16 protein-coding genes are annotated in these 15,894 nt (G+C 37.9%); 6 read left to right on the top strand and 10 right to left on the bottom strand.

From position 1 onward, the window contains the following. Positions 1-4 precede the first annotated feature (4 nt). From AOB46_RS08190 to AOB46_RS08170, 5 genes are all read right to left on the bottom strand, one after another. Entirely contained in the window at positions 5-2,695 is a 2,691-nt protein-coding gene (locus AOB46_RS08190) for a TonB-dependent receptor domain-containing protein (protein ID WP_062698155.1), read from the bottom strand. A 71-nt stretch (positions 2,696-2,766) separates the two neighbouring features. Beyond that, complete coding sequence (locus AOB46_RS08185; RefSeq protein WP_062698153.1) at positions 2,767-3,126, bottom strand: hypothetical protein; 360 nt, start codon at positions 3,124-3,126, stop codon at positions 2,767-2,769. Between the two features lie 19 nt (positions 3,127-3,145). Continuing rightward, positions 3,146-3,775 carry a hypothetical protein gene (locus tag AOB46_RS08180; protein WP_082377054.1) on the bottom strand — a complete coding sequence of 210 codons (630 nt, stop codon included), beginning with the start codon at positions 3,773-3,775 and terminating at the stop codon, positions 3,146-3,148. A gap of 77 nt (positions 3,776-3,852) precedes the next feature. After that, the gene (locus tag AOB46_RS08175) at positions 3,853-4,539 is read right to left on the bottom strand and encodes a response regulator transcription factor (RefSeq protein WP_002982671.1); all 687 of its coding nucleotides are present in this window, start codon (positions 4,537-4,539) and stop codon (positions 3,853-3,855) included. Positions 4,540-4,622: 83 nt separating this feature from the next. Further along, positions 4,623-6,170, bottom strand: a complete 1,548-nt coding sequence (locus AOB46_RS08170; RefSeq protein WP_062698148.1) for a sensor histidine kinase — start codon at positions 6,168-6,170, stop codon at positions 4,623-4,625. 422 nt (positions 6,171-6,592) lie between these two features. On the opposite strand from AOB46_RS08170, the gene AOB46_RS08165 reads away from it, so the two are divergent. Continuing rightward, complete coding sequence (locus AOB46_RS08165) at positions 6,593-7,087, top strand: SRPBCC domain-containing protein (RefSeq protein ID WP_062698146.1); 495 nt, start codon at positions 6,593-6,595, stop codon at positions 7,085-7,087. A gap of 106 nt (positions 7,088-7,193) precedes the next feature. Here AOB46_RS08165 and AOB46_RS08160 read toward each other — a convergent pair whose 3' ends face one another. From AOB46_RS08160 to AOB46_RS08145, 4 genes are all read right to left on the bottom strand, one after another. After that, positions 7,194-7,532, bottom strand: coding sequence for a hypothetical protein (locus AOB46_RS08160; protein WP_062698144.1), 339 nt, complete (start codon positions 7,530-7,532; stop codon positions 7,194-7,196). A 61-nt stretch (positions 7,533-7,593) separates the two neighbouring features. Further along, complete coding sequence (locus tag AOB46_RS08155; protein WP_062698141.1) at positions 7,594-9,639, bottom strand: S9 family peptidase; 2,046 nt, start codon at positions 9,637-9,639, stop codon at positions 7,594-7,596. 160 nt (positions 9,640-9,799) lie between these two features. Then, positions 9,800-10,540, bottom strand: a complete 741-nt coding sequence (locus tag AOB46_RS08150) for a uroporphyrinogen-III synthase (RefSeq protein WP_062698139.1) — start codon at positions 10,538-10,540, stop codon at positions 9,800-9,802. A 12-nt stretch (positions 10,541-10,552) separates the two neighbouring features. Continuing rightward, entirely contained in the window at positions 10,553-11,221 is a 669-nt protein-coding gene (locus tag AOB46_RS08145) for a DUF4271 domain-containing protein (protein WP_062698137.1), read from the bottom strand. Positions 11,222-11,297: 76 nt separating this feature from the next. Between AOB46_RS08145 and AOB46_RS08140 the strand changes: the two genes are divergently transcribed. From AOB46_RS08140 to AOB46_RS08125, 4 genes are all read left to right on the top strand, one after another. Beyond that, complete coding sequence (locus AOB46_RS08140; protein WP_062698135.1) at positions 11,298-12,014, top strand: polyprenol monophosphomannose synthase; 717 nt, start codon at positions 11,298-11,300, stop codon at positions 12,012-12,014. Next, positions 12,011-12,379, top strand: coding sequence for a DUF4296 domain-containing protein (locus tag AOB46_RS08135; protein ID WP_082377053.1), 369 nt, complete (start codon positions 12,011-12,013; stop codon positions 12,377-12,379). The genes AOB46_RS08140 and AOB46_RS08135 overlap by 4 nt, the downstream gene beginning before the upstream one ends. A gap of 72 nt (positions 12,380-12,451) precedes the next feature. Then, positions 12,452-13,582: a tRNA guanosine(34) transglycosylase Tgt gene (tgt, locus tag AOB46_RS08130; RefSeq protein ID WP_062698474.1), complete on the top strand. Its 1,131-nt coding sequence runs from the start codon at positions 12,452-12,454 to the stop codon at positions 13,580-13,582. Positions 13,583-13,599: 17 nt separating this feature from the next. Beyond that, positions 13,600-14,709 carry an LptF/LptG family permease gene (locus AOB46_RS08125; protein WP_062698472.1) on the top strand — a complete coding sequence of 370 codons (1,110 nt, stop codon included), beginning with the start codon at positions 13,600-13,602 and terminating at the stop codon, positions 14,707-14,709. Positions 14,710-14,711: 2 nt separating this feature from the next. Here AOB46_RS08125 and AOB46_RS08120 read toward each other — a convergent pair whose 3' ends face one another. Continuing rightward, complete coding sequence (locus tag AOB46_RS08120; RefSeq protein ID WP_062698130.1) at positions 14,712-15,428, bottom strand: biotin--[acetyl-CoA-carboxylase] ligase; 717 nt, start codon at positions 15,426-15,428, stop codon at positions 14,712-14,714. Between the two features lie 87 nt (positions 15,429-15,515). Between AOB46_RS08120 and rsfS the strand changes: the two genes are divergently transcribed. After that, positions 15,516-15,884 carry a ribosome silencing factor gene (gene rsfS, locus AOB46_RS08115; RefSeq protein ID WP_062698128.1) on the top strand — a complete coding sequence of 123 codons (369 nt, stop codon included), beginning with the start codon at positions 15,516-15,518 and terminating at the stop codon, positions 15,882-15,884. Positions 15,885-15,894: the final 10 nt, after the last annotated feature.

The following is a 15,894-nucleotide window of genomic DNA, read 5'->3' as shown; positions in this document are numbered from 1 at the left end:
TTATTTAAAACGTTACATCCAGTCCCACATAGAAGTTAGCTTTCATAATAGGGGCGTAAACCATCCCTCCGTCAAAATAATTTCCGAAAGGATTTCTGAAATCAACAATAGCATTCTTCTGATAATAAGAGGTTAAATTTTCTCCCCCTACATAAGCTCTGATCTTCTTATTGAAATTTCTTGAGACCTGGGCATTCAGTACGGCATAAGAATCAGAATACACCGGAAGCCGGAACGCTGAAGGATTTGCGGACGTGTCAGGAAGCCTTTGTTTTCCTACCCAGTTCAGTGTTGTATCAAAGCTCCAGAATCCGCCTTTATCATTTTTATTGGTGGCATAAGCAAGGTTAACGAAGCCTCTGTGCTTTGCCATAAAAGGAACTTCTCTTCTTCCGCCGATATAATCTGCCTGTACATCATAATATTTATAAGCAAGTCTCACATCGAAATTTCTGAAAGGAGTAAAATCCCATTGTGTCTGAAAAGAATTGGCGAAAGATTTTCCTTCCAGATTATAAAAAGTAAGCTGTTGAGGAGATCTGTCTAAATCTACAAGCACCTGATCCTGAAAATCTGTTCTGAAAAAATCAGCAATTACGGTAGATTTTCTTCCAAAAAGTTTAAATTCCTGTTGTAAGCTGGCGCCGTAATTCCAGGCAATTTCTGGTTTTAAACCATAGATATTTCCGTTGTTCGGAAGAATCTGAATACTTCTGTTTGATGCAAAATACTGCTGGCTTTCAGCAAAAACATTGGCTGTTCTGAATCCTCTTCCTGCAGAAAGCCTTAAGATCGTTTGTGGAGTAAAGTCATATTTAAAGTTGACTCTTGGGGTAAACTGAGTGCCTGCAAGATTATGAAAATCTACTCTGGAACCTGCTACTAATGTGTATTTTAGACCTGTTAACGTATATTCGGCAAAAATACCGGGAACAATTTCATTTCTTCGCAGGTCATTTGTTAAATAGATTTCTTTATAACCGTCATATAAAAAGCTTGCTCCTGCCTTATACTTATGGTTTGTATTTCCAATGATACTTTCAAAGATCAGATTGGAATAATATGTATGCTGTTGTCCATTGTAATTTCTGAGACCAAAAAAACTGTCCTGCTGATGGAATACATATTGGTTCATCCAGCCCAGGCTCTGATAAGGCTTTCCTTTGAATACGTAACCCGTTTTGTTCCATACCTGAAATCTTGAAATATCAATTCCCACACCATAAGCCGATTGCTTATCCTGTGCCAGCTTTTTATCAAACCCGGTTTGTCCGGCTGTTCTTTCATCCCGGATAAAATTAATTCCGAAATGAGAGCCGAATCCGGATTTTTCAAGATCATTATAATTAAGAAGGTAGGCTGCATTGATCTGTGTTCCTTTCGGCCTGTCCAGAAAACCATCATCATTCATATCCGTATTCCCGAAAGTTCCGTTTCCATGAAGAAGAAAAGTTTGTGACCATTTGTCGTTGATAGAAGATACGCTGGTGATATTGGCTTCTGCTCTTCCGTTGAAGTCCGAGAATAGATTCAGGGAAGTTTCCGGCTCCTTTGCATTTTTCAGAAGTTCTGTATTAATCTGTCCGGTGATGCTTTCATAGCCATTGGTTACCGTACTTCCGCCTTTTGTCAGCTGAATGCTTTCAATCCACCTTCCGGGAATGAAATTCAATCCATAAGCAGATGCAAGACCTCTGATCTCAGGGAGAAGCTCTTTCGTAAGGCTGGTATATTTTTGGTCCAGACCCAGCATTTTCAGCTGTTTGGTTCCTGTAACAGCATTACTGAAGGAAACATCTACTGTTGCATTGGTTTCAAAACTCTCAGAAAGATTACAGCAGGCTGCTTTTAAAAGTTCTTTTTTATCAATATTAAAAACCAGTCCGACTTCTTTCTTACTTAAAGCTGTTGCTGCTTTAGAACCTGTTACCACAACCCCGTCAATACTTTTTTCATGCCGGGAATGGTCTTCTTTAGATACCGTTGCCGTATGGTCTGCATGTTGGGCAGGTTCTTCTTCAAAATGTACTTTTGGATTAGCTTCTCCGAAAGTAAATTCCCTGTCATACAGGCAGCATCCGGGAAGTCCATTGTAAACGGTATCAGCTGCTTTGTATTTTTCATTATCATGTCCTGCATCAGCAATCGCTTTTAAAATTTTATCTGATGAGGTTTTTGCAGGGTCAAAATTCAGGGTGACCATCTGCTTTTCTGCACTCCATTCTGCGGTATCTGCACCGGCTCCTTTTGCCGCTTTTTCAATTCTGGCTTTACATGAACCACAGTTTCCTCTTACATAAAACTCGTTGTCCTTTTTAGTAGCAGCATGGTTACTGTGGTGATGAGTTTCTGTCGGAGAAGGCTGAAGATCTCTTTCGTAATGGCAGCATCCCGGAAGCTTTTCATAAGTTTCATTGGATGATTTGAACTTTTCGTTGTCATGGCCCGCTTCAGCTACTTTTTTGAGAATGTCATCAGCAGAAGCTTTATCCGTTTCAAGAGTTAAGGTTTGGAGATCAATAGAATAAACGGCTGTTTTTGCACCTGCTTTTTTAGCTGCTGCTTCTATTCGGGATTTGCACATCTCACAGTTTCCTTTTACCCGGAAATGTTTTTGGGGGAGGCTTTGAGCTGATATAAAGTGTGCAGACAGGATCAATAGTCCAAGTATAAACCTGGAAATATATAATTTCATTTGTTTAAAGTTTAGATTAATTAAAAAACAGTTCATTAAAAGATGTAATGAACACTTTGTAAGATTAATAATTAACCTATTTTAGGCGGTTGCCAGATTTCCTTCAAACGGTCTGATAAATAAGGGTCTGAATACTGAAACTGCGGATTTTTATTCTTTTTATAATAAGAAAGTTCAAAACGCAGATTTTTTGAAAAAGGAGTTTCTATAAAGGTATAGCATGCAACACATGAGGAGCAGCAGTCGTCATTGCAGGACGATTTTGTTTTGCTGTCATGGTTTTCTTCTGAAGAGTGATTTTTACAGCAGTCGGTCTGCTCAGACTTTGCTTTGCAGCAGGTTTCCTGCATAGATTGTGCATAGAAGCTGTCTTTGGGAACTAAAAAAATCCCCAGGCAAAAAACAACTGCAAGTATGTGAAACAGCTTCATATCTGCAAAAATACAAAATTTATGGCAAAGGATCACCAACTTTTACCGCGCAGTTATGCCATGGTTCTCCGTGAGCAGGGTTTACTTTAGGCTTTTCTCCTGTCGGCTGTGGAGCGGGTGCCGGAGCCGGTGTGTTCTGTGCTATATTTTGAACAGGTTGTGGAGCCGGAGCGGGCTTGCTGTTAAGAGGTTGTCCTACAGGGATATCACATCGGTGGCCGGGTTGCCCGTGAGGAGGATTCATGCCGGGAGCTGTTTTTACCTGCTTCCCGTTATTATCGATCATCACTTTTCCGGGTGACAAAGAGTTAGGGTCAATGTTGATGGTGTTGTTGCTGTTCACTACTGCATTATTAGCTGCCGGAGTTGGTGCAGGGCTGCTGTTGAGCGGCTGTCCTACAGGAATATCACACCGGTGTCCTGGCTGTCCGTGCGGAGGATTCATCCCCGGAGCAGCTGCGAGTGGAGCAGGATTGGTATTGGACTGGATTCCGGCCTGATCCATCAGGGAGGCTTTAGGAGAATTTACGGTCATACTTGGTGGTGGCTGTACACCAGCTTCTTCTTTCAAATAAGTGGCTTTATCATCTTTCTTACATGAAACGGCAAGTACGGAAATAGCGAAAACGCTTAAAAATATATTTTTCATATCCATCGTATGAAACAAAATTAGCAAAACATTTTCAATTGTTTTGCTAATTTTTTATTTATAATCCGTTTTTAGGCTTAATTTTTAACTAAAAGCCTAAATCCTTCTCCGTGTACGTTGATAATTTCCAATCCTTCATCATCTTTCAGTAACTTACGAAGCTTTGCAATATATACGTCCATACTTCTCGCAGTAAAGTAGTTTTCTTTCTTCCAGATCTTTCTCAGGGCAAGGTCTCTCGGCATAAAATCATTTCTGTGGATGCAGAGAAGTTTAAGGAGCTCATTCTCTTTTGGAGAAAGCTTGTATTCCTTATCTCCTACTTTAAGCTGTCTCAGCATAGAGTCGAAGAAAATATTGCTGATCTTGAACTGCTCCTGTTCTTCATTTTCCAAAGTAGAACTTCTTTGAAGGATTGCTTTGATTTTATATAAAAGAAGTTCCGTGTCGAATGGTTTGGTAATATAATCATCGGCACCCAGCTGATATCCTTTAAGAATATCCTCTCTCATATTTCTGGCCGTAAGGAAGATGATAGGGGTGTTCTTATCTATTTTTTTTACGTCTTCTGCTAATGAAAACCCGTCCTTTTTAGGCATCATCACATCAAAAATGCAGATGTCAAATTCATTCTCTGTAAATTCCTTCAGCCCCTGTTCTCCATCTGTTGCTAAGGTTACCTCAAAGTTGTTAATCGTTAGATAATCTTTCAGCACAGCCCCGAAACTCTGATCGTCTTCTACTAATAATATTCTGTTGCTCATAATTTTAATAATTAAAAATTAATAAATAAGAATGAACGTTCTCACTCTATCTTCGTATATTTTGTTATCTGGTTTTATATATATCAGCTTATTGGCAGCTTAATCACAAACGTACTTCCTTTCCCTTTGTGAGAGTCTACGATGATCTGTCCTTTATGCAGCTCTACAATTTTCTTTACATAAGAAAGTCCCAGTCCCTGACCTTTTACATTGTGAATGTTTCCGGTTTCTTCCCTGAAGAACTTTTCAAAGATTTTTGTTTTATTCTGGGTTTCCATTCCCATTCCCTTGTCGGAAATTTCTATCACATACCAATGCCCTTCATTTCTTGTTTTTACATGGATTTCCGGAGCTTCCGGAGAATATTTATTGGCATTATCCAGTAAGTTGACCAGCATATTTGAAATGTGGAATTCATCAATTTTAAAAGTAAAGTTCGTTGCATTGAATTCCTGGGTAAGCGACCCGTTTCTCTGTTCCACAATAAGGTTGAAAGATTCTGTTGTTTTTTTGATAAGCTCCCTTACATTGGTTTCTTTTAAGAACAGCTCTACTTCATTTCTCTCAAGCTTTGACATATTCAGGACATTTTCCACCTGTTTTTTCATCCTCAGGTTCTCCTGCTTAATCAGCTCCGAATAATATTTTACCTTGTCCGGGTTAGTCGCAATCTTGTCATTCGCTAAAGAATCCGTAGCGACCGAGATGGTGGCCAGCGGTGTTTTAAACTCATGCGACATATTATTGATGAAATCTGTTTTTACTTCTGCCAGCTTTTTCTGTCTCATCATATAGTTGATGGAAATAATATATATCCCCAGAATGGTCAATAATGACAGGAAGGTTCCCAAAAGCATCGGCCAGTTATTCATGGCTAAAGAGTATTCTTTTTTAGGGAAAACCAAAGCCAGGGAATATAAAGTCGTATTTTTATTATCTGTAAAAAGGGGATAGCTGTAGGTATTGTTATCCTTTTTTTCTTTAAAGGCCTTATTTACAATGCTGGTAAGTTTATTGTTCTTATCAATAACCCCATAACCAAATTTTGCCGTAATTCCTTTCATCCTTAGTTCCTTGGCAATAACAGAATCCAGAACGGTAGGGTCAACTCTTTTTGAAATCGGAAGATTGGTTCCGACTATTCTTACGAAATTTTTAATGGAATAATCACCACTTTCTATATCATTATTGATCTCGGTGGTAAGAAGTTCACGGTTGGCAGTATCTCTTTTAACCTTGTAGGCCGCCTCATCGGTATATAAGGTGGTTAAATTAACTGAATCTCCCTTTTTAGATATAGGAAGCTGTGTTTTAGAGATGATATTTTTAGAGTAGATGATCTGTCGTTGGGTTCCGGAATCCTGTACCTGTTGAATCGTTGTTAACGAAGGCTGGTCTTTACTGGCCAGAATGTCATTCCTGAAATTATTGTTGTCCTTATTTAAATATTTATCTACTTCAATCTCTTCAATAGTTTTTGAGGTATTTTCTAAAGCAGAATACACTTTATTGGAGAAATCCTGTTCCAGGGCACCATAATAACCTTTCAGCCAATAAAATTGGAGCGTAACAAAGACAATCAGTGAGATCGTCATAAACACCGAAATTATTGGGATGAACTTATTATTCATTTACAGTTTTTTATATGTTTGGAAAAAATGAATGTTAAAATTAATTATTTTAAGACTTCATAAACAAAAAACGAGCCAAAAAATTGTGTTATTTCTCTTAAAAGTGTGTTTTTTAACGTTTATTTATGAATTTTAGAATACAAATACGTTCAATAGATTAAGCGCTGCGGTAATTAATTCCCTTTCAGAAGAATGTTTAAGTAGGCATTTAAACCTTTACTGTCAGTTAGTTTATCATCGTAAGAAATATTTACAGATTTAATATCCACAGGAAAAAGAAGAGCTTTAAAAAAATCTTCAATATTCATAAAAATTAACGAAAAAAATTAAATAACCGGGTTTAAGTAAGGAGCTGTATTTACTTGCCATATGGAAAGTGTTTTCCGTCAATAAAAAAGTAACTTTATCAAAAATACTTACTTATGGAACCGAATATCATTTTCAACAAAGATTTTGACGCGAAAACGGTGTATGTAATGAAAATTTACAATGCAGACGTTTCAAAAGTGTGGGATTATTTTACACAATCCGGGCTATTGGACCAATGGTGGGGCCCGAAACCGTGGAAATGTGAAACTATAAAGCAGGATTTCAGAGAAGGGGGAGTTTGGCTTTATGCAATGGTTGGACCCAATGGAGAAAAAGCCTATTCACAGTCGAAATACGGTGAAATTATGGAGCACAGAAGTATTGACTGGACCAGTGCCTTTTGCGATGAAAACGGGAATATCAATAACGATTTTCCACAATCCAATTGGCTGATCGGATTTACAGGGGTAGAAGAAGGAACAAAAGTGACCATTAATATTCATTATCAGTCCAGGGAAGTCATGAGCAAAATGCTGGATATGGGCTTTGAAGAAGGCTTTAAAATAGGCCTTACCCAACTGGAAGAGCTTTTGGGACAGCAGAGGTAGAAATATTTAAATTTTATAGCAGATTAAAAAAAAATCAGCCTCATCAATGGGGCTGATTATTATATATGGTCAATCGGATCTTTTTATGTTTTATGACATCCGCATTTTATATCAGATTCTCTTCCTGAAAATATTGAATAATTGCCTTTTTCATAAGAAGGGTCTGTTCATTCGGTCTTAATTCCGGAAGTTCCTCCAGCTGCTCAAAATGAGGCCACCCGTCTTCATAATGAGTAAATTTATAATAACCGAAGGGTTCCAGCAGTCTGCATACCGCAATGTGTATCAGATTCACTTTATCATCTTTCGTATATTTTTGCTGACCGCTTCCCAACTCCTGAAGCCCGATCAGAAACAAAAGCGTTTCAATCGGCGGGTTTTTTTCTGTCTGGAAGTTGTCTTCAAAAAACTGTTCTATCTTTTTCCAGTATTCGGATTCATTCATACATATAATTGATTATTGATCTAGTTATTTCTTAATATTTTTCTGTACGAAGAAGTAACTTTTATGAATTATTATTTATTTTTAATAGAAACGCATATTCCAGCGCATCTTCTTTCAATGATTCAAATCTTCCGCTTGCTCCGCCATGCCCTGAGCTCATATCTGTTTTAAATAGCAAAAGATTATGGTCTGTTTTTAATTCCCTTAACTTGGCGGTCCATTTTGCCGGTTCCCAATACTGAACCTGGGAATCATGCAGGCCGGTTGTGATCAGCATATGAGGATACTCTTTAGCTTCCACATTATCATAAGGAGAATAGTCTTTCATATAATGATAATATTCCTCATCATTCGGATTTCCCCATTCATCGTATTCTCCGGTTGTTAAAGGAATAGTTTCATCAAGCATGGTGGTTACTACATCTACAAAAGGTACCTGGGCCACAACTCCGTGGAAAAGTTTCGGCTCATAATTAACAACTGCTCCTACAAGAAGCCCCCCGGCACTTCCCCCCATTGCATACAGGTGTCTGGATGATGTATAGTTTTCTTTGATCAGATGTTTCCCTGCATCAATAAAATCGAAGAACGTATTTTTCTTGAAGAGCATTTTTCCGTTTTCGTACCACTCTCTTCCCAGATATTCTCCACCGCGGATGTGGGCAATGGCGTAAATAAATCCTCTGTCCAGAATAGATAATCTTACATTGGAGAAGCTTGCATCTACAGTGTGTCCATAGCTGCCGTAGCCATATAGAAGCAATGGAGTGTCTGCTGATTTTTTAGTGTCTTTATGATAAACCAGTGAAATAGGAATCTTGGTTTCCCCGTCTCTGGAATCTGCCCATATTCTTTCCGAAATATAATTTTCAGGAAGGAATTTGCCTCCCAGCACTTCCTGCTGTTTCAGAAGTACCGTCGTTTTTTCCTTCATGTTATACTCATAGGTAGAGCTGGGCTGTGTAAGAGAGGTGTATCCGTAACGAAGTACTTCAGTGTCAAATTCCATGTTGATGCCGATGTACGCGGTATAGGTAGGATCAACAAAAGGAAGATAGTGAGATTCCTGGGTTTTTTCATCAATAATTTTGATCTGCAGAAGTCCCTGCTCTCTTTCTTCAAGAACCAGATAGTCTTTGAATATCTCAAAACCTTCCAGTAAAACTTCAGCGCGGTGAGGAATTACATCTACCCAGTTTTCCATGCCGCAGTGATCAATTTTTGTCTTTACGATTTTGAAATTGGTGGCATCATCTGCATTGGTAATGATGTAAAACTCATCTTTATAATGCTCTACAGAATATTCCAGGTCATCCATTCTGGGCTGGATAATAGTCCATTCAGCAAAGACATTGTCAGAAGGGATAAACCTGTGCTCATCGGAGATCGTGCTTGAACTTGCAATGAAAATATATTCCAGCGATTTCGTTTTGAAAACATTTACATCAAAAGTATCGTCTTCCTCATGAAAGATCAGGACATCTTCTGAAGAATCAGTGCCAAGTTTGTGCCTGTATACCTGGAATGCACGCAGGCTGTCATCTTTTCTGATGTAGAAAACATGTTTATTATCATTAGCCCATACAGCTTTGCCCGTAGTATTCAGGATCTGGTCAGAAAAAATTTCTCCTGTAACCAGATTTTTAAAATTGATGGTATAAATTCTTCGGCTTACATTGTCTGTTGAAAAAGAAGCCAGCTCATTATTCGGAGAAACGGCTACGCTTCCTACTTCAAAATAATTTTCGCCTTCTGCAAGAATATTAACATCTACTACAATTTCTTCCGGGTTGTCCAGCGTTTTGTGCCTTCTGCAGAAGATAGGATATTCTTTTCCTTCTTCATAGCGAACCATATACCAGTATTCGTTGAAGAAATAAGGAAGAGACTCATCATCTTTCTTGTAGCGGGCTTTCATTTCTTCGTAAAGCTCTTCCTGAAGGGCTTCCGTATCTTTCATGATGAATTCCTCGTAAGCGTTTTCCTCTTCCAGATACTGGATTACTTCGGGATTTTCCCTTTCGTTAAGCCAGAAGTAATTATCAATTCTTCTGTCGCCATGTATTTCAAGTATTTTTTCTATTTTTTTTGCCTGTGGAGCCTTCATCCGGATTTGTTAATTTTTTATGGTGCGGATTATCGTCTGTTGTACATTCTTTGTAAAGTACAGACGTTTTATTCAATATTAAATTTTGTTCAAATTTAATTAAAAAAAAGCCATCTTTCCTGTATGAAAAGACGGCCTTATTTATTTTCTGTATAAAAGATTACTTGTGAAGAGCCTTAATATACTTTTCCAGAGCCATAGTCATAGATGGAGTTTCCTTTGTAGGAGCCATAAGATCTACTTTTAATCCTGCTTCTTCGGCAGCTGCCAGTGTCGTGTTTCCGAAAACACCGATCTTTGTTTCTTCCTGTTTAAAGTCAGGGAAGTTCTGCTGAAGAGATTTGATTCCCTGAGGGCTGAAAAAGATCAGCATATCATAATCCTTAATGGTAATATCCGTAAGATCGCTGCATACTGTTCTGTACATGATTGCTCTTGTCCAGTCTACATTGGCAGTATCCAGTGTTTTTACAATATCGGGGCTCAGCACGTCTGAAGACGGCAGAAGGTATTTTTCAGATGGGAATTTTTTGAAAAGAGGAAGAAGGTCCGAGAAATTTTTTTCTCCGAAGCTGATCTTTCTTTTTCTGTATACAATATGTTTCTGCAGATAGTTGGCAATAGCTTCAGACTGACAGATGTATCTCATCGTATCAGGAACTGAAAAGCGAAGCTCTTCAGCAAGTCTGAAGTAGTGGTCTATCGCATTTTTACTGGTAAAAATAATACCGGTATACTGCGTCAGATCTATCTTCTGCGTTCTGAGTTCTTTGTTGTCAACTCCTTCGACGTGGATGAAAGGGCGGAAATCAATCTTTATCTTTTCCTTCTTCGCTATATCCAGATATGGAGAGGACTCACTTGGCGCTGGTTGAGAAACCAATATAGACTTTATTCTCATCATTGACTTTTATTAAAAAAATAACAACTTCCAAAGCAGCAATAAAGGTGCAATTTGGAGGGTGCAAATATACAAAAATTTATAATACCATTTTTGAGGAAGAATATTGTTTTTGTGAAACAGATAGAAGAAAACCTTGAAAATGAATACAAATGCAAAGAATGAAAAATAATATAAAAACATTTTATTTCTGTCTACAGGGAAATAATAGTGGGTTACACAAAGAATTATTAATAAAAATGACAGGATAAAATAAAATTTGGTAGAGGTGAAATAAAAAACAGACCATTTTTTACCATCACCTATACTTTGATAAAATAAAAAACCTAATGCAGATTTTGTCAGGTAAAAAATGACAACCGCCAGAAATGTATACCCGAATTTATTAAGCTGGTACCCAAACAGCTGAAGGTCGGCGATGTATTTCGGAACTATCGGAATATACTGCGAGATGAGAACAGAAAGAGTAAGCGCTGTTACGCAGGAAGTAATCATCCAGCTTGGCAGGTTATTGCTTGCATCAAAATATTTCTGCAGCAGAAAATCTTTCAGGCTGGCATCCCTTTCTATAATATTCATCATGAAGACATATAAAAATATGCATCCCAGCAGGATAAAAATTACCCAATCATTGTTCTCAGGTATTCTTACGTGGTTTATAAAATTTTGTGATAACGGCAAAGGAATATTTTTTGCAAAATTATAGATTATTTTGTATAAAATAAAAAGGTTAAATAAACTATCTTTGCAAACTGAAATGAAAAAACTAGTCATTATCCCAACCTATAACGAAAAGGAAAATATTGAAAATATTATTTCCGCGGTTTTCGCATTGGAAGATGACTTTCATATTCTGGTTGTGGATGACTCCTCTCCGGACGGAACAGCTGAAGTGGTTAAAGACCTTCAGAAAAAATTCCCTCACTATCTCCATCTCTCTGTGAGACACGTAAAAGATGGTCTGGGAAAAGCCTATATCCACGGGTTTAAATGGGCTATTGAAAACAGATACGACTACATTTTTGAAATGGATGCCGATTTTTCGCATAATCCCAATGACCTTCCTAAGCTTTTTGAAGCCTGTCTTCAGGCAGATATGGCCATCGGATCCCGCTATTCTAAAGGAGTGAATGTGGTCAACTGGCCCATGGGGAGAGTCCTTCTTTCTTATTTTGCATCCAAGTATGTACGATTTATTCTGGGACTTCCTATTCATGATACAACAGCCGGTTTTGTCTGCTTCTCCAGAAAAGTACTGGAAGAGATAGGACTTGACAATGTGAAACTAAAAGGATACGGATTCCAGATTGAAATGAAATTCAGGGCTTTCAAAAGAGGGTTCAGAATTGTGGAGGTTCCTATTATATTTACCAACAGAATTTTGGGCGAAAGTAAAATGAACGGGGGAATTATTCATGAAGCCGTTTTCGGGGTTTTAAATTTAAAATGGAAATCAATAATCAACCGGTTATGAAAAAGCTGATCTTCATTTTTGTAATGATGTGCATGTTTTCGTGCGGAGACTATATCGATAAGCCTAAAAACCTTCTCGATAAAGATGTCATGGCTGAGATTCTGGCGGATCTTGCGCTTAATGATCAGGCTATTACTATGTATCCGAACAAAAATTTAGAAGCAGGAACAAGATTTGTATTGAAAACGCATAATGTAAAATCTGAAGATTTTGTAGAAAGCTTCAAATATTATGTTGTTAAAGATCAGATGAAGGAAATTGCAGAAGAATCCCAGCTTATATTGTTAAAAAAAGATCCCAAAGCGGAAAAATATATAAAGGATAAAATGAAGAACAGGGGAGATCTGCCGGTTCTGAACAGATAATCATAATGAAGAACTGTGTTTCATCCGCAGAAACACCAGCCGTTTACAGCGGTTAAGAAAAAAAATATACAGATGAAATTTTTTAATATAGAGAAAACCTCTGAAGGAAAAGCAAGAGCAGGAGAAATTACCACAGACCACGGGAAGATACAAACTCCTATTTTCATGCCTGTGGGAACAGTTGCCAGTGTAAAGACAGTTCATCAGAGAGAATTAAAAGAAGACATTAAAGCCCAGATTATTCTGGGAAATACCTATCATTTGTATCTTCGTCCCGGAATGGAGATCATGCAGCAGGCGGGAGGACTTCATCAGTTCATGAATTGGGACCTTCCGATTCTTACTGATTCAGGAGGCTTTCAGGTGTTTTCACTTTCCAAAAGCAGAAAAATGTCTGAAGAAGGGGTGAAATTCAAATCTCATATCGACGGAAGCTATCATATGTTTACGCCAGAAAAGTCTATGGAGATCCAGAGACAGATCGGAGCTGATATTTTCATGGCTTTTGACGAGTGTACACCCTATCCGTGTGAATACAATCAGGCTAAAACATCAATGGAGCTTACCCACAGGTGGCTGAAAAGATGTATTGACTGGACAGAAGAGAATAAAGAACTGTATGGACATAAGCAGAGGCTTTTCCCTATCGTTCAGGGATCTACTTATTCGGATCTCAGAAAAATATCCGCAGAAGTGATTTCGGAAGCCGGTGCCGAAGGAAATGCCATCGGAGGACTTTCCGTAGGAGAGCCTGAAGAAGAAATGTACAGAATTACTGACGAGGTAACGGATATCCTTCCAAAAGAAAAACCAAGATATCTTATGGGAGTGGGAACTCCGTGGAATATATTGGAGTCTATCGGCTTGGGGATTGATATGATGGATTGTGTTATGCCAACAAGAAACGCAAGAAACGCAATGCTTTTTACGTGGCAGGGTGTTATGAATATGAAAAATGAAAAATGGAAAGCTGATTTCTCGCCTCTGGATGAGTTCGGAACAAGCTTCGTAGACAAAGAATACTCAAAAGCTTACCTTCGTCATCTGTTTGTATCCAAGGAATATCTGGCAAAACAGATTGCGTCCATTCACAACCTTGCATTTTATCTTGATCTGGTAAAAGTAGCCAGAGAACATATCATGGCAGGAGATTTCTATGAGTGGAAAAATTCTATAGTTCCGGTATTGAGACAAAGGCTTTAAAATAAAGAAAGGACATGATCAAAATTATAGACAGATACATCATTAAAAAATATCTTGGAACATTCAGTTTCATGCTGATCCTGCTGTCTATAGTTGTACTGGTCATTGATGTCCAGCAAAAGATTCCCAGAATAGAAAATGCAAAGGCTATCGATGCGAAGCTGGATCTGATGTACTTTCTTATTCACTTTTATCCCTTCTGGATTCTCAATCTTGTGGTAACGTTCCTGTCTATTCTGGTATTTATTTCCGTGATTTACTTCACCTCCAGAATGGCCAATAATACCGAAATTGTTGCGGTAATCAGCAGCGGTGCCAGTTTTCACAGGTTCGCAAAACCTTATTTGTACACCTCAATTCTGATCGCCGTATTATCTCTTGCGGTGAATCATCTCGTTCTTCCGTGGGCAAATATTAAGAAAAACAGATTGGAGGCCTATACCTATAATGCTGCCAATAAAGAAAAAATTCTGGGAACGGCTCCAGCATCTGCACAGCTCAGCAAAACAGAATACATATTCGTTAATTCATGGAATAAATTGGAGAAGAGAGGCTCAGGTTTCGTTTATCAGAAGTTTGATAAAAACAGAAAGCTAATGTATGAGCTGAAAGCCTCTGAAGTTTCCTGGGATAAAGATAAAAAACAGTTTGTGCTTTCAAGTTATCTTGAAAAAACCATCAACAAAGACGATACAGAAAAGCTGAATAGTGGCTTTGATGTTAGAAAAAGCTACGGACATTCTCCCGAAGAACTTTTCCCTAACGAACTTCTCGGACAGAATAAAACAACACCGGAACTCGTTAAGTTTATCGATCGTGAGAAAGAAAAAGGAAACAGCAACCTGAATTCTTACCTCAATGAGCTTCATCAAAGAACATCTATGCCGGTTTCCATTATTATCCTGACATTCCTTGCGCTTTCGCTGGCTTCCCAGAAAAAAAGAGGAGGGCTTGGGATTAATCTTGCGATAGGAATCTCTTTGGCTTTTGTTTTTGTGTTCTCTTTTGAAGCATTGAAGGTCGTTTCTGAAAACAAAAGTTTATCGCCTGCGGTAGCCATGTGGCTGCCTAATATGGTGTTTTTTCCGCTCACCATGTATTTGTACCTTAAAAGGGCTAATCAGTAAGATCAGTAAAGGAGTTTTATCTCTTTATGGTAAAACTTCTTCATGCCGTCATTTTCCAGCTCAATCCAGAGTTCACCCTTTTCGTCTGCATGGCGGATGATGCCATTTTGGCGCTTTTTTTCAATTTCAAAAACTGAAATTTCATCTTTTCGGAATAAATATTGGTTGAAAAGGTTTAAAATTTCCTCTTCAGAAGGGGGATTTTTCAGTCTTTCAACAATAAAATCATGAAGCTGTAACGTAAAGTCATCAAGGTTAAAAACTTTGCCTGTCAGCGACAGAATAGAGCCAGCATGGGATATTTCATCAAAATTTTCCTGAAGAATATTAAAGCCGGCCCCTATGATGAAATAATTTTTTTGATTAATTTTTTTCTTTTCAATCAGAATCCCTGTAATTTTTTTACTTTTAAGGATGATATCATTCGGCCATTTTATTTTTACCTCATGATCAGTCAAATTGGCAAGGAAATCCCGGATAATGATTGCGGTATAATAATTGAACAGGAAATCAGAGAGTAAAAAGTTTTGTGTCTTCACAGCCAGCGTATAAGCAAGATTCTTTCCGGCAAGTGAGGCCCATGTATTTCCGTACTGTCCGCGGCCTTTGGTTTGGTTGAAGGTGTGCAGCCCTATAAAATCTGAATTTTCATAAAGTAAAAACTTAGAAATTTCGTCATTAGTAGAAGAGCAGTCTTTTAGGTAGAATAGTTGGGTCATTTAAGAAAACTTTAAGACTTTCAGGGCCTAAAAGTAAGGCTAAAGTAAAGAAAAAACAATAAATTTGCAGATTATAGTATTTTTTTAATGAATAAAACAGCAGAAAAGCAAGAATTATTAGATAAAATCGTTGAAGCTCTTCAGGATGTAAAGGGAGAAGATATCATGATCTTCGATCTGTCCAAGATTGAAAACTCAGTAGCAGAAACGTTTGTAATATGTAGTGGAAACTCAAATACGCAGGTAGCCGCACTTGCAGGCAGCGTAGAGAAAAAAGTAAGAAACGAACTTAAAGACAGACCATGGCATGTAGAAGGTACAGAAAATGCGATGTGGGTGTTGGTTGATTACGTTACCGTAGTGGTGCATATTTTCCAGAAAGAAGTACGTGAGTATTATGATATTGAAGAACTTTGGGGAGATGCAGCCATTACAAAAATTGAAAGTAAATATTAAATTTTAAAAA

The sequence above is a fragment of the Chryseobacterium indologenes genome, assembly GCF_001295265.1.
In the GTDB taxonomy this organism is placed as follows: Bacteria; Bacteroidota; Bacteroidia; order Flavobacteriales; family Weeksellaceae; genus Chryseobacterium; species Chryseobacterium indologenes_A.
The sequence above is the reverse complement of the archived record's forward strand: the minus strand, read 5'-3'. Positions and strand labels throughout refer to the sequence as shown.

Coding starts and splice junctions, on each gene's coding strand:
- AOB46_RS08175 (WP_002982671.1), bottom strand. CDS start 4,539: ATGAGCAACAGAATATTATTAGTAGAAGACGATCAGAGTTTCGGGGCT.
- tgt (WP_062698474.1), top strand. CDS start 12,452: ATGAAATTTTTTAATATAGAGAAAACCTCTGAAGGAAAAGCAAGAGCA.
- AOB46_RS08165 (WP_062698146.1), top strand. CDS start 6,593: ATGGAACCGAATATCATTTTCAACAAAGATTTTGACGCGAAAACGGTG.
- AOB46_RS08150 (WP_062698139.1), bottom strand. CDS start 10,540: ATGAGAATAAAGTCTATATTGGTTTCTCAACCAGCGCCAAGTGAGTCC.
- AOB46_RS08190 (WP_062698155.1), bottom strand. CDS start 2,695: ATGAAATTATATATTTCCAGGTTTATACTTGGACTATTGATCCTGTCT.
- AOB46_RS08160 (WP_062698144.1), bottom strand. CDS start 7,532: ATGAATGAATCCGAATACTGGAAAAAGATAGAACAGTTTTTTGAAGAC.
- AOB46_RS08185 (WP_062698153.1), bottom strand. CDS start 3,126: ATGAAGCTGTTTCACATACTTGCAGTTGTTTTTTGCCTGGGGATTTTT.
- AOB46_RS08140 (WP_062698135.1), top strand. CDS start 11,298: ATGAAAAAACTAGTCATTATCCCAACCTATAACGAAAAGGAAAATATT.
- AOB46_RS08120 (WP_062698130.1), bottom strand. CDS start 15,428: ATGACCCAACTATTCTACCTAAAAGACTGCTCTTCTACTAATGACGAA.
- AOB46_RS08180 (WP_082377054.1), bottom strand. CDS start 3,775: ATGAAAAATATATTTTTAAGCGTTTTCGCTATTTCCGTACTTGCCGTT.
- AOB46_RS08135 (WP_082377053.1), top strand. CDS start 12,011: ATGAAAAAGCTGATCTTCATTTTTGTAATGATGTGCATGTTTTCGTGC.
- AOB46_RS08170 (WP_062698148.1), bottom strand. CDS start 6,170: ATGAATAATAAGTTCATCCCAATAATTTCGGTGTTTATGACGATCTCA.
- rsfS (WP_062698128.1), top strand. CDS start 15,516: ATGAATAAAACAGCAGAAAAGCAAGAATTATTAGATAAAATCGTTGAA.
- AOB46_RS08155 (WP_062698141.1), bottom strand. CDS start 9,639: ATGAAGGCTCCACAGGCAAAAAAAATAGAAAAAATACTTGAAATACAT.